This window comes from Streptomyces avermitilis MA-4680 = NBRC 14893, from assembly GCF_000009765.2.
Classification (GTDB): domain Bacteria; phylum Actinomycetota; class Actinomycetes; order Streptomycetales; family Streptomycetaceae; genus Streptomyces; species Streptomyces avermitilis.
The window spans coordinates 4373657-4394181 of sequence record NC_003155.5 but is presented as its reverse complement, the minus strand read 5'-3'; the positions used below and the strand labels follow the sequence as shown (position 1 = coordinate 4394181).

Genomic DNA, 20525 nt, shown 5'->3' with positions numbered 1-20525 from the left:
CGTTGCCCTCTCCTCGGGATGGAACCCTTCATGAGCCTGCACGGTCTGCTCGACGCCGTCGCCAAGGACGCCGCACTCGCCGAAGCGGTGCAGGCCGCCACCGACGGCAACCGCATGCACGTCGACCTGGTCGGACCTCCGGCCGCGCGCCCCTTCACCGTCGCCGCGCTCGCCCGGGACACCGGCCGTACGGTCCTCGCGGTGACGGCGACCGGACGGGAGGCCGAGGACCTGGCGGCGGCCCTGCGCTCCCTGCTCCCGCCGGACCGCGTCGTGGAGTACCCGTCGTGGGAGACGCTTCCGCACGAGCGGCTGAGCCCGCGCAGCGACACCGTCGGACGCCGTCTCGCCGTGCTGCGCCGCCTCGCCCACCCGCGCGCCGACGACCCCGAGACCGGCCCGGTCTCGGTCGTCGTGGCGCCGATCCGCTCCGTGCTCCAGCCGCAGGTCAAGGGCCTGGGCGACCTGGAGCCGGTGGCGCTGCGCACAGGGCAGACGGCCGACCTCGGCACGATCGTGGAGGCGCTGTCCGCGGCCGCGTACGCGCGGGTCGAGCTGGTCGAGAAGCGCGGCGAGTTCGCCGTACGAGGCGGCATCCTCGACGTGTTCCCGCCCACCGAGGAGCACCCGCTGCGCGTGGAGTTCTGGGGCGACGACGTCGAGGAGATCCGTTACTTCAAGGTCGCCGACCAGCGGTCCCTCGAAGTCGCCGAGCACGGCCTGTGGGCGCCGCCCTGCCGCGAGCTGCTGCTCACGGACGACGTACGGGAGCGGGCCGCCGCCCTGGCCGAGGCCCACCCGGAGCTGGGCGAGCTGCTCGGCAAGATCGCCGAGGGCATCGCCGTGGAGGGCATGGAGTCCCTGGCGCCCGTCCTCGTCGACGACATGGAACTGCTCATCGACGTCCTGCCGAAGGGCTCGATGGCCGTCGTGTGCGACCCGGAGCGGGTGCGGACGCGGGCGGCCGACCTGGTGGCCACCAGTCAGGAGTTCCTCCAGGCGTCCTGGGCCGCGACCGCGGGCGGCGGCGAGGCCCCCATCGACGTCGACGCGGCCTCCCTGTGGGCCATCGCGGACGTCCGGGACCGGGCCCGCGAGCTGGAGATGATGTGGTGGTCGGTGTCGCCGTTCGCCGCGGACGACGAACTCGACGCGGACACCCTGAAGCTCGGCATGCACGCCCCCGAGAGCTACCGCGGCGACACCGCGAAGGCGCTGGCCGACACCAAGGGCTGGCTCGCGGACGGCTGGCGCACGGTGTACGTCACCGAGGGCCACGGCCCGGCGGCCCGTACGGTCGAGGTGCTGGGCGGCGAGGGCATCGCGGCCCGCCTGGACCCGGACCTGGCCGAGATCAGCCCCTCCCTCGTGCACGTCGCCTGCGGCTCCATCGACTACGGCTTCGTGGATCCGCGGCTCGGACTCGCTGTCCTCACCGAGACGGACCTCTCCGGCCAGCGCTCGGTGTCCAAGGACGGCGCGCGCATGCCGGCCCGGCGCCGCAAGACCATCGACCCGCTGACCCTCGAAGCGGGCGACTACATCGTCCACGAGCAGCACGGCGTCGGCCGCTACATCGAGATGGTGCAGCGGACCGTGCAGGGCGCGACCCGCGAGTATCTGGTGGTGGAGTACGCGCCGGCCAAGCGCGGCCAGCCCGGCGACCGCCTCTACATCCCGACCGACCAGCTGGAGCAGATCACCAAGTACGTCGGCGGCGAGGCCCCCACCCTGCACCGCCTGGGCGGCGCGGACTGGACGAAGACCAAGGCGCGCGCCAAGAAGGCGGTCAAGGAGATCGCGGCGGACCTGATCAAGCTGTACAGCGCGCGCATGGCGGCTCCCGGGCACGCGTTCGGTTCGGACACGCCGTGGCAGCGCGAGCTGGAGGACGCGTTCCCGTACGCGGAGACCCCCGACCAGCTGACGACGATCGCCGAGGTCAAGGAGGACATGGAGAAGACGGTCCCGATGGACCGCCTGATCTGCGGCGACGTGGGTTACGGCAAGACGGAGATCGCGGTCCGGGCGGCCTTCAAGGCGGTGCAGGACGGCAAGCAGGTCGCGGTCCTCGTCCCGACGACGCTGCTGGTGCAGCAGCACTTCGGGACGTTCGGCGACCGCTACTCGCAGTTCCCGGTGAACGTCCGCGCGCTGTCCCGCTTCCAGACGGACACGGAGGCCAAGGCCACCCTGGAGGGCCTGCGCGAGGGCTCGGTGGACGTCGTCATCGGTACCCACCGCCTGTTCTCGTCGGAGACGAAGTTCAAGGACCTGGGCCTGGTCATCGTCGACGAGGAGCAGCGCTTCGGCGTCGAGCACAAGGAGCAGCTGAAGAAGCTGCGCGCGAACGTCGACGTCCTCACGATGTCGGCCACCCCCATCCCCCGTACGTTGGAGATGGCGGTCACGGGCATCCGCGAGATGTCCACGATCACCACCCCGCCGGAGGAGCGGCACCCGGTGCTGACCTTCGTGGGCCCGTACGAGGAGCGGCAGATCGGCGCGGCCATCCGCCGCGAACTGCTGCGCGAGGGCCAGGTCTTCTACATCCACAACCGGGTGGAGTCGATCGACCGGGCCGCGGCGAGGCTGCGCGAGATCGTCCCCGAGGCCCGTATCGCCACGGCCCACGGCCAGATGTCGGAACAGACGCTGGAGCAGGTGGTCGTCGACTTCTGGGAGAAGAAGTACGACGTGCTCGTGTCCACGACGATCGTGGAATCGGGCATCGACATCTCGAACGCGAACACGCTGATCGTGGAGCGCGGCGACAACTTCGGCCTGTCACAGCTGCACCAGCTGCGAGGCCGGGTGGGCCGAGGCCGTGAGCGGGGCTACGCGTACTTCCTCTACCCGCCGGAGAAGCCGCTGACGGAGACGGCCCACGAACGCCTGGCCACCATCGCCCAGCACACGGAGATGGGCGCGGGCATGTACGTGGCGATGAAGGACCTGGAGATCCGCGGCGCGGGCAATCTGCTCGGCGGCGAGCAGTCGGGCCACATCGCGGGCGTCGGCTTCGACCTGTACGTACGCATGGTCGGCGAGGCGGTCGCGGACTACCGCGCGTCGCTGGAGGGCGGCGTGGAGGAGGAGCCGCCGCTCGAGGTCAAGATCGAACTGCCGGTCGACGCACACGTCCCGCACGACTACGCGCCGGGCGAGCGGCTGCGGCTCCAGGCCTACCGGGCGATCGCCTCCGTGAACACGGAGGAGGACATCAAGTCCGTACGGGAGGAACTCGTCGACCGCTACGGCAAGTTGCCCGAGCCGGTGGAGAACCTGCTCCTGGTCGCGGGCCTGCGCATGCACGCGCGCGCGTGCGGGGTCGGCGAGATCGTGCTCCAGGGCAACAACATCCGCTTCGCGCCGGTGGAGCTGCGGGAGTCGCAGGAACTGAGGCTGAAGCGGCTGTACCCCGGCACGGTCATCAAGCCGGCCGCGCACCAGGTGCTGGTGCCGCGCCCCAAGACGGCGAAGGTGGGCGGGAAGCCGCTGGTCGGGCGGGAACTGCTGGGCTGGACCGGGGAGTTCTTGACTACGATCCTTGGCTCGTAGGGGGCGGTGTGCTGGGTGGTGAGGTGTGCGGGTGGGTGAGGTGTGCTGGTCGGTGAGGCGTGCGGATAGGTGAGCTGGGGAGGGCGACGGGGGCCACGCCGCGCGCCCTGCGCCACTACGAGCGGGCGGGTCTCATCGCGTCGCGGCGCGCCGCCAACGGCTACCGCGTGTACGACGAGGGGACCGTCACGCGCGTACGCAACATCCGCCACCTCCTGGCCGCGGGCCTCACCCTCGACGACGTACGCGTCTTCCTGCCCTGCCTGGACGGCGACATGACCGCCGGCCCCGCCTCCGCCAGGGCGCTCGGGGTCGCGCGCGAACGTCTGGCCGTCATCGACGAGCGCATCGCGGCCCAGCTGGCGGTGCGGGAACGGCTGGCGGCGGCCCTACGGGAGGCGGGGGCCGTGCGCGGTGGCGGTGGCGGTGGCGGTGGCGGTGGGTGAGTCTCCCGCGTGAGGACGGTGGAGTGGTGGAGTGCTCGCGTGTGGACGGTGGAGTGGCGGAGTGCTCGGGTGAGGACGGCGGAGCGGTGGAGTGCTCGCGTGAGGACGGTGGGGTGCTCAGGTGAGGACGGCGCCGCCGTCCACGGGTAGGACGACGCCGGTGACGAAGGAGGCGTCGGGCGCGGCGAGTCGGGTGATCGCCCAGGCCACTTCCTCGGGGCGGCCGATGCGGCCCAGCGGAGTGTGCGCGAGCTGCCACTCGCGGATCGCCGCGCTCTGCTCCGGGGTGAAACCGGAGTGCCGGCCGATGGGGGTCGCGATGGCGCCGGGCGCGACGGCCGAGACCCGGATGCCGCGCGGTGCGAGCTCCACGGCCCAGCTGCGGGTGAGGAGTTCGAGTGCGGTCTTGGTGGCGGCATAGAGGGAGTTGCCGGGCCAGGCGCGCTGCCCGACGGACGTACTGACGTTGACGATCACGCCCCGGCTCTCGGTGAGAGCGGGGAGCGCGGCCTGCGTCAGGAGGACGGGCGCGATGAGGTTCGTGGCGAGCAGCGGTTCGATGGACGTACGGGTGTAGGTCGCCAGGGATTCGGTGCCGACGATCGCCGCGTTGTTGACGAGGACGTCCAGGCGTCCGTGGGTGTCGAGGACGGTGTCGATGATGCGGGCGGGGGCGTCCTCGGCGGTGACGTCGGCGGGGAGCGGGGTGATTCCGGGGTGCCCTTCGGTGGTCTCGGCGAGCGGGGCCTCGCGGCGGCCCACGGCGACGACCCGAGCCCCCTCCGCGGCGAACGCGCGGGCGGTCGCCCGGCCGATTCCGGTGCCGGCGCCGGTGATGAGGACGGTTCTGGTGCTGTTCATGGGAGGGATCGTCGAACCCTGACGCCGGTGTCAAGGTCAAGCCGGTCAAGACGACTTCGACTGGAACAGCATTCCCGCCAGCGTGCGAAAGACCTCCTCCGGGTCCTGGTCGCCGACCGGTCCGTCCAGGTTGTGGCTGAGAAGGAGCGTGGCGAAGCCGTGGGCCAGGGACCAGGCGGCGACGCCCGCGAGGCGGGGGTCGGGGCCGCGGCCGGCGGGCGCGTCGGAGACGGCCGAGCGCAGCCGCTCGCCGGCGAGGGCCTTGGCCGTCGTCAGCTCCAGGTCGTTCGCGCGGAGCAGCTCCGGTGTGAACATCACCTGGAAGTGCGCCGGGTGCCCGGTCGCGAAGCGTACGTAGCGGACGCCGGCGTCGCGCAGGTCATCGGCGTCGGCCAGGGCGGTGGCGAGCAGTTCGTAGCCCTCCGCCGCGATGGCGGTGAGCAGGCCGGTGCGGTCCTTGAAGTGGTGGGCCGGCGCCGCGTGCGAGACGCCCGCCCGGCGTGCCAGGTCGCGCAGGCTCAGTGCGGAGGGGCCGTCGGTGGCGATGACGTCGAGTGCGGCGCCCAGGATCGCGCGACGGAGGTCTCCGTGGTGGTAGGGGCGCTGGTCGGGTTGATCGCGCTGATCGGCGGTCTGGCTGCTCGGCATGAGGTGAAGCGTACGCGGAATCTAGGCATTGACAAGTTGGGCAACCTCCGGCAATCTAGTCAGTGTCAAGTTGTGTCGGGCGTGAGAGCGCTCGGGAATCGGGTCGAGGGGGAGTGTCATGTCCGAGAACACCAGCGGGGCGAGCGGGGGCGGCGGCACGGTGCGGGGCGAGGAGCGGACCGGTGTCGACCTGGGCACCGTGCGCCGGCTCTGGCATCTGCTGGAGCCCTTGCACGCCGTGCTGTATTACGCGCCGGAAGCCTTCGACGAGGCGGCGGCGCTGGGATACGGGACTCAGGAACGCTGGGAGAGCTACTTCCCGTACCGCGCCGCGCCGTTGGGTGCCGTCGGAAGCGAGCGCGTGACCTCCGCCTTCTACAGCTTCAGTCCGCGCATGGTCGCCGCGTACATGGACTCAGCCTGGGACACCGCGAGCCCGGACGCGGTGCTGAAGGCGCGGGAGGCGGCGATGGACCGGGCCTACCGGGCGATATTCGGCGACCGTGCGGACAGCCCCGAACTCGCCGAGGCGGCCGCGCTGGCCCGCCGTGCGGCAGAGGCGGCGAACACGGCGGGACGCCCGCTGGCCGCGGCCAACGCCGAGCTGCCCTGGCCCGAGGCCCCGCACCAGCAGTTGTGGCACGCGGCGACGATCCTGCGTGAACACCGCGGCGACGGCCACCTCGCCGCACTTCTCGTCGCGGGCCTCGACCCGGTCGAGGCCCTGGTCTCCTTCGCCGCGATAGGCGCGGCCTCGGTGGAGCGCTTCGAGAGCCGTGGCTGGACGTCCGAGGAGTGGACGGCCGCGCGGAACCGGCTGGCCGCACGGGGCCTGGTGGGCGAGGACGGTGTGGCGACGGAGGCCGGCCGCGCCCTGCGCCGCCAGGTCGAGCACCACACCGACGAACTCGCCGCCGAGCCCTGGCAGTCCCTGGGCGCCGACGCGACCGGCCGACTCGCCGACCTGCTGGGGGAGTTCTGGGTCGCGGTACTGGGCACGGGCCTGTTCCCGCCGGAGACGACACTGGGGATCGGGAAGGTCTGAGGCGCCCCTCGCCGATCCCCGTCCATCGAAGTTACCGGAGACGCCGCACCACCGGCGACGCACCCGGCGTGCACCTGTTGCCCGTTGGGGGCGGTATGGCCAACACCCCCCGGCCGCTACGGTGGGAACGGCGGGAACGGGGCAAGCGGGTAGCAGGACAGGCAACAGGACAGGCAAGGGGAGGGGCGTCGCGTGCGTCTGAGGGGTGGGGCGGCCGCCGCCGCGGCGGTGCTGATCGCTGTCGGCGGCGTCGGCGGCTGCAAGAAGGAGACCAACGGATCCTCGGGACCGCAGGAGACGGCGGCCGGCGGTGCCGCGATCTCCGCGGTCGACTCGCTGACCGTCAAGGGGCGGGCGCCGAAGACGGGGTACGACCGGGGCAGGTTCGGTACCGCATGGGCGGACACGGACTCGAACCGGTGCGACACCCGGGACGACATCCTCAAACGGGACCTGAAAGAGGTGAAGTTCAGCGACGGCAAGTGCAAGGTGACCGCCGGGGTGCTGGACCCGGACCCGTACACCGGTCAGCAGGTCACCTTCGCGCGCGGCCGCAGCCAGGTGGACATAGACCACCTCGTCGCGCTCTCGGACGCCTGGCAGAAGGGCGCCAAGTACTGGGACGCCGGCAAGCGCATAGCCCTGGCCAACGACCCGCTCAACCTCCTCGCCGTCGACGCCGGCCCCAACCGCAGCAAGGGCGACGGCGACACGGCGACATGGCTGCCGCAGAACAAGGCGTACCGCTGTACGTACGTCGCCGCCCAGGTCGCCGTGAAGAAGAAGTACGACCTGTGGGTGACGTCCGCGGAGAAGGCCGCCATGAAGAAGGTGCTGTCGACCTGCCCCGGCCAGAAGCTCCCCTCCGGGGGCAACCCGACCGAGGCCCCGAAGCGCTTCCACGCGAACTGACACCTCCGTCCACCGCTCACCGCCGCTCACGGTCCGCTGCCCGGCGCCCGCGAAAATCGGGCCCTTCGACACCGAGGGGCTCGTCGAAGTGCCGGGCGCCCTGGTTCCGGTGCACTGCGAACCGGGGCGCGGCTACGCCGTCTACGTCGAGCCCAACGTGTGGGTGCGGCACCGGCTGTGACCGGTGCCGCACCCCTCGCCCGGCGGCGTCAGTCGCTCAGCGCGTCCAGGTCCAGCACCTTGCCCTTGGGCGCCTCGGCGGGGACCGGCTTCTGGTAGTCGCTGAAGGCGATCGTGCCCGCGTCCTTGGCGGACGTGCTGACGACCTTCAGCAGATACGGCTTGCCCTCGGTGGCGACGTACAGGGTGTAGCGGTCCTTGCCGTCCTTCTCGTGGAGGACGATCGCAGGCGTCCCCTCCACCGTCGTCGTTTTGCCCCGGGTGGCGTCGGAGTTCACGTCCTCGGCGCCGGCGAGCACCGTGCCCAGGTCGCAGAAGCTCGCGATGTCCTTGGCGTCCTGGCCCTTCGCCGACATCTTGGTCCACTTCCCGGCCATCATGGCCACGACCGCGTCGGTGTCCCCCTTGGGCTCGCCCTTGCTCTGGGCGCGCAGGAAGGCTTCGTCGTACTTCATGTAGACGGTGTCGTCGGTCTTGATCAGGTCGGCCTTGCCCTGGCCGTCCATGCTCATCGTGCCGGCGCACTCGCCCTTCTTGTTCAGGGCCATGTCCAGCTGGATCGTGCCGCCGCTCTCGTCGTCGGGGACGTCGCCCTTCATCCGGAGCGACGACGCACCGTTGGTGGCCTTCACGGCCCGGTCGGCGATCTCGCCGCCGGTCAGCCCGGCGAACGGGCCCTTCGGCTTGCTGTCCGCCTTGTCCTGGCCGGGCAGACAGCCGGTGAGTCCCGCGGTGGCCGCGGCGGCGAGGCAGAGAGCGGCAAGTGCGGTGCGACGCATGACAGTTCCTTGAGGTGAGACGTGATATTCGGTGAAGTGGGGGTGGGTGCGGGGAGGAGACCGGGTCAGCCCGTCTTCTTCCATTCCTGGCAGCCGGTGGTCTTGAAGTAGGCGTCGCTCGCGCTGATCGTGACGACGGCGGAGCCGGTGACGTTGTTGTTCGCCCTGATCGACTCGATGGAGTGCAGGGCGTCCTTGGCGCGCTCCCAGTAGCACAGGTCGTCCGTGTTGCCGGTGGTGCGGTACGTGCCGGGCTTGACGTCCTTGCCGACCTCGAAGTCACCGTCGCCGTCGAACGCGGCCTTCTTGACGGCCTTCTTCGTCGTGCCGTTCTTGCCGTCGGTCTTCCCGCCCGGCTTCTGGCCCGCGGACGCCGACGTGCCCTTGCCGCCGTTGTCCTTGTCGCCGTCGCCCCCCCGCGTTCGCCGACACCGCGCCGATCACGACGACACCGACCACAACGCCCAGCGCGATCTTGCCCTTCATACCCACGGCAGTTCCTCCCCCTGCTACGGAGCGACCGTCCCCCTCCGGAGGTCGCTCGTTCGGTGGGTCAATAAGAACAGAGGCTGTGAACCGAGTCAACACGGTTCACGGAATGGGTTGTGTACACGGGCGTGAATCGGTAGATCTTGTGCAGGTCGGTATGCTCGGCGTCACGCACGAGGTCGTACGCACACCAGGTAGAGGGGAGCCGGGCGGGTGCAGGACAACGCGACAGAGGTGACCGCCGCCGGAATCGCCCGGCTCGCGGGGGTCGGCCGCGCCGCCGTGAGCAACTGGCGCCGCCGGCACGCCGACTTCCCCAAACCGGTCGGCGGCACCGAGACCAGCCCGTCCTTCGCGCTCGCCGAGGTCGAGGACTGGCTGCGCCGACAGGGCAAACTCGCCGAAGTACCCCTACGGGAACGCGTCTGGCAGCAGCTCGTCGGCCACCCGGAGGGCCCCGTCGCGGCGCTCGTCCACGCGGGCTGCGCACTTCTCCTGATCCACGACCGCCCCACGGTCTGGCTGGAGCTGAGCGCCGCCTCCGACGAACGCCTGGCCGAACTGCTGCCCACCGCCCTCGAACAGGTCCTCGCCCCCCGCTTCGGCATGGTCCGCCGGCCGGCCGTGCGCACCCCGGCCCCCGCCGAACTCCTCCCCTCGGCCCCGCTGCTGCGCGGCGCGGCCGAACTCGCCGCCGAGCTCGGCGCCCGCCAGACGTACGAGTTCCTGCTCGGCCGGCACCTCGACGCCAACCCGCGCCAGTACACGCTCACGCCGGGCGACCTCGCCGCCCTGATGGCCGACCTCGCGGGCCCCGCCCGCAGCTTCCTCGACCCGGCTTGCGGCACCGGCGCCCTGCTGCGCGCCGTCGCCCCCGGCACCGACCAGGAGCTCTACGGACAGGACAGCGCCCCCGAACTCGCCGAGCTCACCGCACTCCGCCTCGCCCTGCACACCAGGGCGGCCGTCCGCACCGCGGTCGGCGACAGCCTCAGGGCCGACGCGTACGAGACCCTCAGAGCCGACGCGGTGCTGTGCCACCCGCCGTTCAACGAGCGCAACTGGGGTCACGACGAACTCGCCTACGACCCCCGCTGGGAGTACGGCTTCCCGGCCCGTACGGAATCCGAACTCGCCTGGGTGCAGCACGCGCTGGCCCGCCTCAGGGACGGCGGCACCGCCGTCCTGCTGATGCCCCCCGCCGCCGCCTCCCGCCGCTCGGGCCGCCGCATCCGCGCCGATCTCCTGCGCCGTGGCGCCCTGCGCGCGGTCATCGCCCTGCCGGTCGGCGCGGCACCCCCGTACAACATCCCGCTGCACCTGTGGGTGCTGCGCCGCCCCGAAAGGGCGCCCGCGCAGCCCGAGGTGCTCCTCGCGGACACGGCCGGCGTCTCGGAGGCCGCCGACGGCCGCGGCCGTCTCGACTGGCCGGCCGTCCGCGCCGCCGTCCTGGACGCCTGGCACCCCTTCGACCGCACCGGCACCACCCGCGAAGAGCCCGGCGTGAGCCGCTCCGTGCCCGTCATCGAGCTCCTCGACGACGACGTCGACCTGGCCCCCGCCCGCCATCTGCCCCCGCCCGCCGCGGGCGGCGGCGCGGCGGAACTCACGGCCGTACGCGAACGCCTCGGCGAAACCCTCCGCCTGACCGCCGACCTCACCCCGCCCCCCACCGGCACCGCGGGCCCCGCCCGCTGGCCGCTCACCACGATCGGTGAACTCGCCCGCGGTGGCGCCCTGCTGATGCGCACCGGCGGAAGCGGCCCCCACGCGCGCGTGCTCACCGATCACGACGTGATCGCCGGCACCGCGCCCTCCGGAACGCTGACCGACAACGCTTCGCCCGAGGAACCCGTCCTCGTCGAGGCGGGCGACGTCGTCGTCCCGGTCCTCGGCGGCGGCGCCATCGCGCGCGTGGTCGACGACGCGACCGCCGGGGCCGCCCTCGGCCGCAACCTCACCCTGCTGCGTCCCGACCCGGCCGCGGTCGACCCCTGGTTCCTCGCCGGCTTCCTGCGCGGCACCGCCAACAACCGCCAGGCCAGCAGCTACGCGTCCACCGCGACCAGGCTCGACGTGCGCCGTCTCCAACTGCCCCGGCTCCCGCTCGACCAGCAGCTCCGCTACGGGGAGCGGTTCCGGGCGCTCGCCGCCTTCGAGGAGGCGCTCCGCCTCGCGGGGCGCCTCGGTGAGCAGCTCGTGCGCGGCATGCACGACGGTCTCACGGACGGGTCGGTCGCCCCGGAGTGACGTACTCCGGGGCGCGCGGGCACCGCGTGCCCACGCGCGCGAGGTGATCAGTACGACAACGGTTCCGTACAACCCGGGACAGCTTGTCGGAGTCGGGCTATACGCTCGGACTTCGATACTCGTACGTCCGCCTTCACCCGGTCCCAGGAGCAGTCATGTACGGCCACGGCGCGCCGCCGCCCACCCGCAGTCAGGGCACGGTCATCACCTTGCGCGTGCTGTTCGTCGCCGCGGGGTTCCTCTCCTGCGGGCTGCTCGCGTGCCTCCCGCTGTTCCGGGTCGCGGTGCTGCGCGGCAAGTGGCCCGACTGGCTGCTGGCCTGGCTGAGCCTGCCGCTGTCCATCGCCGGGCTCGCCGTGGTCGGCTCGGTCCCCGAGAGCGACCACCGGGGCGACGTCGCGCTCGCCTCCGTGCTCATCCTCGGTGCCGTCAGCGCCGCGTACTTCGTGGTCTTCGACATACGCCACCAGCGCACTCTGCCGTCCGCCGACCGCCCCGTACCGCCGCACACCACCGGCTACATGCCCCCGCAGCAGCCCCAGCCGGGCTACGGCTACCCGCCGGCCCAGCCGTACGCCGCCACGCAGATCTCGCACACACCGCCCCCGTACACCCCCACACCGCCGCCGCAGCCCCCGGCCCCGGCCCCGGAGCCGCAGCGTCCCGCGCCCGCGCGCATCGACCAGGTGCGGGCCGAGCTCGACGAACTGAGCGACTATCTGCGCAAGCACGAGGACGGCAGATGACCGTGTCGACCGGCCGCACCGTCGCCGGCCGCTACGAACTGTCCACGCTCATCGGGCAGGGCGGCATGGGCCAGGTCTGGACGGCATACGACAAAAGGCTCGACCGGCGCGTGGCCGTCAAGCTGCTGCGCCCCGACAAGGTCGCGGGCCAGGAGGCCGACGAGCTGCGCCGCCGTTTCGTGCGCGAGTGCCGGGTCACCGCGCAGGTCGACCACCCGGGTCTGGTCACCGTGCACGACGCGGGCAGCGAGGGCGAGGAGCTGTTCCTCGTCATGCAGTACGTCGACGGGGCCGACCTCGCCGACCACCTCGCCGAGCACACCCCGTATCCCTGGCAGTGGGTCGTCGCGGTGGCCGCGCAACTGTGCGCCGTACTGTCCGCGGTGCACGCCGTGCCCATCGTCCACCGCGACCTCAAGCCGCGGAACGTGATGGTCAAGCAGGACGGCACGGTCACCGTCCTCGACCTCGGTGTCGCGTCGGTCATGGACACGGACACCACCCGCCTGACGCACACGGGTTCGCCCATCGGCAGCCCCGCCTACATGGCCCCCGAGCAGGCGATGGGCGGCGCGGTCGGCCCGTACACCGATCTGTACGCGCTCGGCGTGCTCATCCACGAACTCCTCAGCGGCGACGTACCGTTCACCGGCTCCACCGCGCTCGGCGTGCTGCACCGTCACCTCTACGAGCCGCCGCTCCCGGTGCGCCGGCTGCGCCCCGAGGTGCCGGAAGCCCTCGAAGCGCTCGTCCTGCGCCTGCTGGCCAAGGACCCGCAGCACCGGCCGGCCTCCGCGCAGGAGACGTACGAGCAGCTGCTGCCGCTCCTCCCCGCGCGCGGCACACCCACCGGCGCCCCGCTCGACCCCACACGTCCCTTCCTGCGCCCGCACGCCCCCTGGCCGGACCGGGCCCGTACGCCCGCGCCGCAGCCGTCGGCCGCCGCGTCCGCGCCCGCCGTCGAGAAACCCGATGTCGTGGGCGCCGTGGACGAGGTCAAGCGGCTCCTCGGAGAGGGCCGCATCACCCAGGCCGTCGACATCCTCGGCGCGATCCTCCCGGCGGCCGCCGCCCAGCACGGCGAGCACTCGCCCGTCGTACGCACCCTGCGCAAGCAGTACGCCGCCACGCTCATGGACGACGGCCAGTACCGCCGTGCCCTGCCCGAGCTGCGCCGCCTGGCCGACGAGCGCGCCACCGAATCGGGCCAGGCCGACCCGCAGTCCCTGCGCTTCCGCTACGACGCCGCGCAGTGCCTCGAACAGCTCGGCGAACCGGCGGCCGCGCTCGCGGAGTACCGCGCCCTGCTCCCGTACTACGAGAACCAGTACGTCGCGGGCGACCCCGAACTCTCCCTCGAAGTCCGCCGCCGCATCGGCCACTTGCTGCTCGCCCTCGGCGACCGCGTCGCCGCCCACGACACCCTCGCCCGGCTGCTGCACGACGTGGAGCGCCTGCGTGGACCCGGCCATCCGCTGGTGGCGGAGGTACGGCGGACCTTGCAATGGCTGGGACAGGTGCGCGGGTAGCTTTTGCTGTGCCTTGAGGGAACTTTGTGTTCCCCGAGGGACAGCGTTTTCCGAACACGGGAGCGACGTCGGATACGTTGCGAGCCGTTTTCCGCGTCACCGTTTTTCCGCGTCGCCGTTTTCCGCGTCACACACACCATGGGGTGGGGTCTTTCATGTCCAGCCATCGGCAGTCGAAGAAGCGCAGATACATCACGTGGGCGGTCGCCGGTACCGCCGTCGTCGCCGGAGCCGGTATCGCCGCGCAGACCTCGATGGCGGCCACGACCTGGCCCGCGCAGCGGACGTTCACCGGCCGCGCCTTCGACACCTGCGCCGCGCCCTCCCTGTCCGCGATGAAGGCCTGGCACACCGGCTTCTACGGCGCCGCCGCCGTCTACGTGGGCGGCAAGAACCGTGGATGCGGCCAGCCCAACCTCACCGCCTCGTGGGTCAAGTCGGTCAGCACGCTCGGCTGGAAGCTCATCCCGCTGTACGTCGGCGCCCAGCCGCCCTGCCAGACCGGCTCCAGCCCGGAGAAGATCACCGCCTCCACTGCCGCCTCGCTCGGCGCCACCGACGCCGCGGACGCGGTCGCCAAGGCGTCGGCCCTGGGGATGAAGGCGGGCAGCCCGATCTACCTCGACATGGAGTCGTACGACGTCACCGACAAGGCCTGCAACGACGCCGTACTGACCTATGTACGCGCCTTCGACAAGGCCCTGCACGCCAAGACCTACCGCACCGGCTACTACGGCTTCCGCAGCTCCAGCGCGAAGGCCGTCGCCGACGCCACCGACCGCACGGACCTGCCGGGCAACCTCTGGTACGCGCTGTGGGACAAGCAGAACACCACGACGGCGGACTGGCCGTTCGGCGCCGGTCAGTGGACGAACCACAGCCGAGCCCACCAGTACATGGTCAACAGCAAGGAGTCGCGCGGCGGGTACACGATCACCGTGGACCGCGACGCGTGGGACGCGCCGGTGGCCATCACAGGTTGACCGACGCGGGCGGAGTTCGCCGTGCGGCGGTGCCCGAAGGACATGCGAATCGTTGGTCGAAAGGGTGGCCGAGAGCTGGGCCACTGCCTACCATCGATCACCGCAAGACTTTGTGCACCGTCGCACAATCTCCTCGGGAGGTTCCCTTGCACCGCCGCCGTCGCACCGCGCTAGTCCTCTCCGCCGCGATCGTCGCGGCGGCTCCCCTCCTCACCGCGTGCGGCGGCGAGGCGCACCCCGGCGCCGCGGCCGTCGTAGGCGGCCAACGGATCACGGTCGCGCAGCTGGAGAGCCGGGTGAACGAGGTGCGCACGGCCCAGCGGGCCGCCACCACGGACGACGCCCAGTACGAGCAGACCATCGCCAAGACCGGCAGCCTCACCCGCGACACCCTGCACAGCCTGGTCCTGGACCGGGTCCTGGACCGTGCGGCCAAGGACGCGGGTGTCAGCGTGACCCGCAAGGACGCCCAGCAGATGCGCACCGCCCTGGAGCAGCAGGCGGGCGGCACGAAGGCGCTGGAGTCGGCCTGGCTCCAGCAGTACGGCGTGGCACCGGGGCGGCTCGACGACAGCCTCCGCACCGAGATCGAGGCGCAGAAGCTGGCCACCACGCTCGGCGCCGACATGAACACGGTCAACGGCAAGGCGGCGTTCTGGAAGGCGATGTCCGAGGCCTCCAAGAAACTCCACGTCACCCTGAATCCGCGCTACGGCACGTGGGACGTGCAGAAGAGCAGCCGGGTGGACGCGAAGACCCCGTGGCTGCGGGAGGTCACGGCGACAACGACCCAGCAGACGGCGTAGCGGGGTACGGGCGCACGGGCCTGTGGATAAACGGTTCGGCCGGTCGGCGTGCGAGGACAATGGAGCAGCGCCGGCAAAGGAACAGCTGTCGGCAATGGCGTAGCCGTCGGCAGTGAAGCGGCGGGGAGCGTCCCGCCCCGCCGGCGAACCGCTCACCGCCCGGCCTGTGGATAACTGCTGGTGGTGTCGGCGGCGTGGGTTACGTTCGAGGGGTGAACGCAACCAGCCTCAACGGCGACTCGAACGTGACCGGTGCCGACGCCCCCGCCCCCGGCCGCATCGTCCTGCTCACCACCAGTCACCGTGTCGCACCCGGACTCCTGTCCTGGCCCGCCTGGCAGGCGCTGCACGGTGCCGACCGGGTCCTGTGCGCGGACGGCGCGCACCCCCAGCTGCCGTATCTGCGCGAGGCGGGCATCACGGTCGACGAGGCGTCCCCGACCGCCGAGGAGCTGGTCGACGCCTGCGCCGGCGGCCGCACGCTGGTCGTCGTCGCGACCGGCGAGGGCGAGCCGCGCCTCACCGACGGGCTGGCCCGCCTCGCGGGCTCCGGCCGCATACAGATGCCGGACCTGGAGCTGCTCCCCGCCTCGTACGACCTGCCGGGCGCCCGTCTCCTCGACCTCGTCCAGGTCATGGACCGCATCCGCGCCGAGTGCCCCTGGTCGTCCCAGCAGACCCACAAGGGCCTGGCCAAGTACGGCATCGAGGAAGCGTACGAGCTGGTCGAGGCGATCGAGGAGGGCGACCGCGACGAACTCCGCGAGGAGCTGGGAGACGTCCTGCTCCAGGTGGTCTTCCACGCCCGGATCGCGGAGGAGGACGAGGACGAGCCGTTCTCGATCGACGACGTGGCGGGCGGCATCGTCGCCAAGCTGATCCACCGCCACCCGCACGTCTTCGGCGACGAGACCGCGGCCACTCCGGAGGAGGTCAAGGAGCACTGGCTGCGCACCAAGGCGGTGGAGAAGCAGCGGACCTCGGTGACCGAGGGCGTTCCGCTCGGCCAGCCGGGCCTGGCCCTGGCCGCGAAGCTGTCGTCGCGGGTGCGCACGGCGGGACTCGACGTACCGCTGCCGCACGGCGAGGACGTCGGCTACGAGCTGCTGGCGATGGCCGCGCGCGCCGAGGCGGAGGGCGTGGACCCGGAGGCGGCACTCCGGGCGGCGGCGCGGGCCTACCGGGACGCGATCCGGGGGGCGGAGGAGACGGGCGCGGCGGGGGACTGACACAAGCGGCGGACCTGCCGGGGTCGGCGGCGTGAACGCGGTGAGCCACATGTGTCAGGTGGCCGTGAACTCCACGGGGAGGTTGCGCAGCCCGCGCATGATCAGGCCGCCTCGCCAGCGCAGGTCCGCGGGATCGGCGGCAAGGCGGAGATCGGGCAGCCGGCGCAGCAGGGTGGCCAGCGCCGTGCGGCCTTCGAGGCGGGCGAGCGGCGCGCCGATGCAGTAGTGGATGCCATGTCCGTAGCCGAGGTGCTGGTTGTCGCTGCGGGAGAGGTCGAGCGTGTCCGGCTCGTCGAAACGCGCGGGATCACGGTCGGCGGCGGCGAGGACCACGAGCACGGGATCACCGGAAGCGATGCGCTGTCCGCCCATGTCCAGGGGCTCGGTCGCGTAGCGCCAAGTAGCCAGTTCGACGGGGCCGTCGTAGCGGAGGAGCTCTTCGATACCGGTGTCGAGCAGGTCCTGTTCGCCCCGCTCGATCGACTGCTGCAGTCGCGCCCGCTGCTGTGGGTTGCGCAGCAGCGCGTATGTGCCGTTGCCGATGAGGTTGATGGTCGTTTCAAAACCGGCGAACAGCAGTACGAAACACATGGCCGCGGCTTCGTTCTCGGTGAGGTGCTCGCCGTGGTCGGAGGCGCGGATGAGACCGGAGATGAGGTCCTCGCCGGGGCCGGGGTCGGCCGGCAGCGCCTCCCGTTTGCGGTGGATCAGCTCGGCGAGATAGCCGCGCATCTTCTTCACGGACCGCGCGACACCGCCCCTCGGCCCTCCCCCGTGCCGGATCATCATCCCCGCCCAGTCCCGGAAGTCGTCCTGGTCCTCGCGGGGGACGCCGAGCAGGTCGCAGATGGCGTAGATGGGGAGGGGGAACGCGAACTCATGGATGAGGTCGGCGCTTCCGGTCTGCGCGAACTGGTCGATGAGGTGGTCGGTCAGCTCTTGGACCCGGGGCGCGAATTCGGCCACTCGGCGGGGTGTGAACGCTTTGGAGACGAGCCGACGGAGGCGCGTGTGGTCCGGCGGGTCGATGTTGAGCAGATGGGTCATGAGGTTGGCGCTGCGCTCGCCGGGGATACCCGTCTTGCTCTTTCCGGGGGCGTCTTCGGAATGGTGCACGGGATTTTTGGAGAGCCGCGCGTCGGCCAGCGCCTGCTTGGCGTCCGCGTACCGAGTCACCAGCCACGCCTCGACACCGCTGGGAAGTGTGGTGCGGTGCACGGGCGCATGCTCGCGGAGCCACGCGTAGGCAGGGTAGGGGTCGGTGGCGAACTCCCAGGTGAAGAGTTCGGGTTCGCTATGTGGGGCGTTCACGGGGTGACGGTACCGGGAGCCGCGTTCTCGCTGGAGTCGGCGCGTACCGGCGGCCGACCCCGCCACCGTGCCGACCCCGCCGCCGTGCCGACCCCGCCGCCGTGCCGACCCCGCCACCGTGCCGACTCTCCCGACGTGACAACCAGCACCTCGGCTACGGGCACGGCGTCACTGCTGCCTCGGTGTACCCGCCGCCCGACTGTGGGCAGACGCCGCTCGCCCCTCTCCAGGAACTGCAACTCGCGGTGGATTCGGTCGATTTGGGCTGCACCGAAAGCGCGTCATGCATGGATTGCGCACGCTTCCGGTGGAGTTCACCCCAGCTGGGCGGTGAGGTACCCGCATGCACTAACACAGAGAGCTGTCGCGAGAGAACTGACATTCGTTCAACTCTGTGATCTTCACGTGATCTGCGCGGCATTAACTTGTGACAAGCGTTCGAGTACGGATACGTTCACGCATCAAGCGCGGCGCTTGGCCACAACCGTCGCGCAGCTCACTGCTGTCACGCGAAAGGCAACCGCATGCTCTCCGGGAACGGTCGACACCGACGCCCCCGTCAGGCTCCGGCCCTCCTCGTCGCGGCCGGCGTGACCGGCTCGGCCATCGCGATCCCGTTGCTCGGCGCCACCGGCGCCAGCGCGGCCAGCGGTACGACGTGGGACCAGGTCGCGGAGTGCGAGAGCGGAGGCTCCTGGAGCGCCGACACCGGCAACGGGTACTACGGCGGGCTCCAGTTGTCCCAGGGGAACTGGGAGAAGTACGGCGGTCTCGACTACGCCCCCAGTGCCGACCAGGCCAGCCGCTCCCAGCAGATAGCCGTCGCCGAGAAGGTCCTCGCCGCCAAGGGCAGCTCCCCCTGGTCCACCTGCGGCATCGCTGTCGGCCTCAGCCAGGACTCCGGTTCGGCCGACGTCGACACGGGCCTCCTCGGCAGCGGATCCACGGCCGACTCCGACTCCGGTTCCGGCATCAGCTCCGGCCTGTCCGACTCGTCCTCTTCGTCCGGCTCCTCGTCCGCGGCCAAGGATTCCAAGGGCTCCGCCAAGGCCGACGCCACGCCGTCCGGCTCTTCGACTTCCGACAGCTCGTCCGCGGATGCGGCGAAGAGTGACGACTCGGACAAGTCAGGGCAGAACGGCGACGCTTCGACCCCCTCCGAGGCGGAGTCCACCAGCTCCGGCCGGCACCGCGGCGACACGGCCGACGAGAGTGCCGCCGACGGCCGCGCCGACGACTCCACCGGCCGGCATGCCTCCCGCGGCTCCGACGGCTCCCGCGAGGCGGCTCCCGACGCGGCCGACGACGCGTACGTCGTGCGCCCCGGAGACAGCCTGTCGGCCATCGCCGACTCCCTTGGGCTCAGGGGCGGATGGTCCGCGCTGTACACCGAGAACGAGAAGACCGTCGGCGCCGACCCGGACGTCATCGTCCCCGGTCAGAGCCTTGCACTTGCTGCCGAACCGGGCGAAAAGCAGCGGTAGTTCGGACCGTCTTTCACCGCTAATGTCCCGGTTTGGTGAGAGTGAGAGATGAGTCTCAGAAGCCCTGATCGTCTTTGAAATTCCGGCGATCGACTGCTTACGGTCGTGATCGCTCGCCACAGCGGGCCCCGACGGTCGCAACGCCGAATCCTGCCAGCGGCCGTACGGGAACAGTCGTCGCGTAAGCGCCGCAGGCAGGAGCGGGGGACCCAAGGTAGGCGCCGGGCCCAGCACTTGAGGCTGGTCCGGCTAGGGGTGAAGTCGCGCGCCGGAATCGGCAGAGGAAGGCGCGCGGCCGGGCAACTCAACCGGCCCGAACCCGACAGCTCACCTCGTAGGCGTCGGTGAGGGGATCACTTCATGCTGCTTTCCAGCAAGGGCAAGCACCGCCGCCCGTCCAAGGCCACTCGTGCGATCGCCATCGCCGGTGTCACCGGTGCCGCCGTCGCCGCCCCGCTCATGGCGGCCGGCAACGCCTCCGCCGCCACCGCCTCCGAGTGGGACGCCGTCGCCCAGTGCGAGGCCGGCGGCAACTGGTCCATCAACACCGGAAACGGCTACTACGGCGGCCTTCAGTTCTCGGCCTCCACCTGGGCCGCGTACGGCGGCACGGCCTACGCCTCCACCGCCGACCAGGCCTCCAAGTCCGAGCAGATCTCGGTCGGCGAGAAGGTCCTCGCCGCCCAGGGCAAGGGCGCCTGGCCGACCTGCGGCACCGGACTTTCGGGCGCCGCGAACAACGCCGGCTCGCCGGCCCCGAGCACCCCGCAGCAGAGCACCCCGAAGAGCAGCACCACCCAGTCGACCGAGCAGCGCGCCTCCCGTTCGGACGAGCGGCCGGCCGCCAAGACCGTCGAGACCCCGACCGGCAAGAAGGTCAAGAAGGGCGACGGCGAGTACAAGGTCGTCAAGGGCGACACCCTCAGCTCCATCGCCGAGAAGAAGCACGTCGCGGGCGGCTGGCAGAAGCTGTTCAAGCTGAACAAGGACATCGTCGACGACGCCGACTTCATCTACCCGGGCCAGCAGCTCCACCTGAGCTGACAACAGGCTCGTACCTGAACCACAGCGCGCTCCCATACGTGACCTCCATGGTGGAGGCCTCGTGAGGGGCCGCCCCCGTCCCCACGGGCCCCCCGCTCCGGTGCGTCTTCCCCCGTACGCACCGGGGCGGGGCTTTTTCTTGTCCCGGTCGCACCGGATATACCGGGGCTCTTTTGTTCCGTTCGGAAACAATTTACTCTCGGTTCTGTCCATGAGGTGGTC

At 71.4% G+C, this 20525-nt stretch carries 16 protein-coding genes, 1 pseudogene and 1 riboswitch; of the genes and pseudogenes, 13 read left to right on the top strand and 4 right to left on the bottom strand.

Annotation, left to right across the window (positions count from 1 at the left end; genetic code table 11):
- The first annotated feature begins 30 nt into the window (after nucleotides 1-30).
- Together mfd and SAVERM_RS18330 are read left to right on the top strand one after the other, a co-directional pair.
- On the top strand, nucleotides 31-3561 hold the full coding sequence (gene mfd / locus SAVERM_RS18335) for a transcription-repair coupling factor (RefSeq protein ID WP_010984980.1): 3531 nt from the start codon (nucleotides 31-33) through the stop codon (nucleotides 3559-3561).
- A gap of 59 nt (nucleotides 3562-3620) precedes the next feature.
- Complete coding sequence (locus SAVERM_RS18330; RefSeq protein ID WP_010984979.1) at nucleotides 3621-4007, top strand: MerR family transcriptional regulator; 387 nt, start codon at nucleotides 3621-3623, stop codon at nucleotides 4005-4007.
- Between the two features lie 117 nt (nucleotides 4008-4124).
- Here the strand turns inward: SAVERM_RS18330 and SAVERM_RS18325 are convergent, their stop codons facing one another.
- Nucleotides 4125-4868, bottom strand: a complete 744-nt coding sequence (locus tag SAVERM_RS18325; protein ID WP_010984978.1) for an SDR family NAD(P)-dependent oxidoreductase — start codon at nucleotides 4866-4868, stop codon at nucleotides 4125-4127.
- Between the two features lie 45 nt (nucleotides 4869-4913).
- A complete protein-coding gene (locus SAVERM_RS18320) occupies nucleotides 4914-5516 on the bottom strand; it encodes a TetR/AcrR family transcriptional regulator (protein ID WP_010984977.1) in 603 nt (200 codons plus the stop codon).
- A 118-nt stretch (nucleotides 5517-5634) separates the two neighbouring features.
- Between SAVERM_RS18320 and SAVERM_RS18315 the strand changes: the two genes are divergently transcribed.
- The 3 genes and pseudogenes from SAVERM_RS18315 to SAVERM_RS44800 form a co-directional block, all read left to right on the top strand.
- Nucleotides 5635-6561 carry an SCO6745 family protein gene (locus SAVERM_RS18315; RefSeq protein WP_010984976.1) on the top strand — a complete coding sequence of 309 codons (927 nt, stop codon included), beginning with the start codon at nucleotides 5635-5637 and terminating at the stop codon, nucleotides 6559-6561.
- A gap of 192 nt (nucleotides 6562-6753) precedes the next feature.
- Nucleotides 6754-7473 (top strand): HNH endonuclease family protein, encoded by a 720-nt coding sequence (locus SAVERM_RS18310; RefSeq protein WP_010984975.1) that lies wholly within the window; start codon nucleotides 6754-6756, stop codon nucleotides 7471-7473.
- 61 nt (nucleotides 7474-7534) lie between these two features.
- Nucleotides 7535-7654, top strand: a pseudogene (locus SAVERM_RS44800) (N-acetyltransferase); the annotation flags it as partial.
- A gap of 28 nt (nucleotides 7655-7682) precedes the next feature.
- Here SAVERM_RS44800 and SAVERM_RS18305 read toward each other — a convergent pair.
- Nucleotides 7683-8432 carry a hypothetical protein gene (locus tag SAVERM_RS18305; RefSeq protein WP_010984974.1) on the bottom strand — a complete coding sequence of 250 codons (750 nt, stop codon included), beginning with the start codon at nucleotides 8430-8432 and terminating at the stop codon, nucleotides 7683-7685.
- 702 nt (nucleotides 8433-9134) lie between these two features.
- Between SAVERM_RS18305 and SAVERM_RS18300 the strand changes: the two genes are divergently transcribed.
- From SAVERM_RS18300 to SAVERM_RS18275, 6 genes are all read left to right on the top strand, one after another.
- Complete coding sequence (locus tag SAVERM_RS18300; RefSeq protein WP_010984973.1) at nucleotides 9135-11171, top strand: N-6 DNA methylase; 2037 nt, start codon at nucleotides 9135-9137, stop codon at nucleotides 11169-11171.
- A 155-nt stretch (nucleotides 11172-11326) separates the two neighbouring features.
- The gene (locus tag SAVERM_RS18295) at nucleotides 11327-11917 is read left to right on the top strand and encodes a hypothetical protein (RefSeq protein WP_010984972.1); all 591 of its coding nucleotides are present in this window, start codon (nucleotides 11327-11329) and stop codon (nucleotides 11915-11917) included.
- Nucleotides 11914-13446, top strand: coding sequence for a serine/threonine-protein kinase (locus SAVERM_RS18290; protein ID WP_037644874.1), 1533 nt, complete (start codon nucleotides 11914-11916; stop codon nucleotides 13444-13446). The genes SAVERM_RS18295 and SAVERM_RS18290 overlap by 4 nt, the downstream gene beginning before the upstream one ends.
- Before the next feature lie 155 nt (nucleotides 13447-13601).
- The gene (locus SAVERM_RS18285) at nucleotides 13602-14429 is read left to right on the top strand and encodes a glycoside hydrolase domain-containing protein (protein WP_037644876.1); all 828 of its coding nucleotides are present in this window, start codon (nucleotides 13602-13604) and stop codon (nucleotides 14427-14429) included.
- 146 nt (nucleotides 14430-14575) lie between these two features.
- Entirely contained in the window at nucleotides 14576-15235 is a 660-nt protein-coding gene (locus tag SAVERM_RS18280; RefSeq protein ID WP_010984969.1) for a SurA N-terminal domain-containing protein, read from the top strand.
- Between the two features lie 212 nt (nucleotides 15236-15447).
- A complete protein-coding gene (locus SAVERM_RS18275; RefSeq protein WP_042493228.1) occupies nucleotides 15448-16464 on the top strand; it encodes a nucleoside triphosphate pyrophosphohydrolase in 1017 nt (338 codons plus the stop codon).
- 54 nt (nucleotides 16465-16518) lie between these two features.
- Here SAVERM_RS18275 and SAVERM_RS18270 read toward each other — a convergent pair whose 3' ends face one another.
- Entirely contained in the window at nucleotides 16519-17775 is a 1257-nt protein-coding gene (locus SAVERM_RS18270; protein ID WP_037644879.1) for a cytochrome P450 family protein, read from the bottom strand.
- A 524-nt stretch (nucleotides 17776-18299) separates the two neighbouring features.
- Between SAVERM_RS18270 and SAVERM_RS18265 the strand changes: the two genes are divergently transcribed.
- Nucleotides 18300-19259, top strand: a complete 960-nt coding sequence (locus SAVERM_RS18265; protein WP_010984966.1) for a LysM peptidoglycan-binding domain-containing protein — start codon at nucleotides 18300-18302, stop codon at nucleotides 19257-19259.
- A gap of 176 nt (nucleotides 19260-19435) precedes the next feature.
- Nucleotides 19436-19615, top strand: a riboswitch (cyclic di-AMP (ydaO/yuaA leader).
- A 4-nt stretch (nucleotides 19616-19619) separates the two neighbouring features.
- The gene (locus tag SAVERM_RS18260) at nucleotides 19620-20303 is read left to right on the top strand and encodes a LysM peptidoglycan-binding domain-containing protein (RefSeq protein WP_010984965.1); all 684 of its coding nucleotides are present in this window, start codon (nucleotides 19620-19622) and stop codon (nucleotides 20301-20303) included.
- The last annotated feature ends 222 nt before the right edge of the window (nucleotides 20304-20525 follow it).

Coding starts and splice junctions, on each gene's coding strand:
- mfd (WP_010984980.1), top strand. CDS start 31: ATGAGCCTGCACGGTCTGCTCGACGCCGTCGCCAAGGACGCCGCACTC.
- SAVERM_RS18325 (WP_010984978.1), bottom strand. CDS start 4,868: ATGAACAGCACCAGAACCGTCCTCATCACCGGCGCCGGCACCGGAATC.
- SAVERM_RS18320 (WP_010984977.1), bottom strand. CDS start 5,516: ATGCCGAGCAGCCAGACCGCCGATCAGCGCGATCAACCCGACCAGCGC.
- SAVERM_RS18315 (WP_010984976.1), top strand. CDS start 5,635: ATGTCCGAGAACACCAGCGGGGCGAGCGGGGGCGGCGGCACGGTGCGG.
- SAVERM_RS18305 (WP_010984974.1), bottom strand. CDS start 8,432: ATGCGTCGCACCGCACTTGCCGCTCTCTGCCTCGCCGCCGCGGCCACC.
- SAVERM_RS18295 (WP_010984972.1), top strand. CDS start 11,327: ATGTACGGCCACGGCGCGCCGCCGCCCACCCGCAGTCAGGGCACGGTC.
- SAVERM_RS18290 (WP_037644874.1), top strand. CDS start 11,914: ATGACCGTGTCGACCGGCCGCACCGTCGCCGGCCGCTACGAACTGTCC.
- SAVERM_RS18285 (WP_037644876.1), top strand. CDS start 13,602: ATGTCCAGCCATCGGCAGTCGAAGAAGCGCAGATACATCACGTGGGCG.
- SAVERM_RS18265 (WP_010984966.1), top strand. CDS start 18,300: ATGCTCTCCGGGAACGGTCGACACCGACGCCCCCGTCAGGCTCCGGCC.
- SAVERM_RS18260 (WP_010984965.1), top strand. CDS start 19,620: ATGCTGCTTTCCAGCAAGGGCAAGCACCGCCGCCCGTCCAAGGCCACT.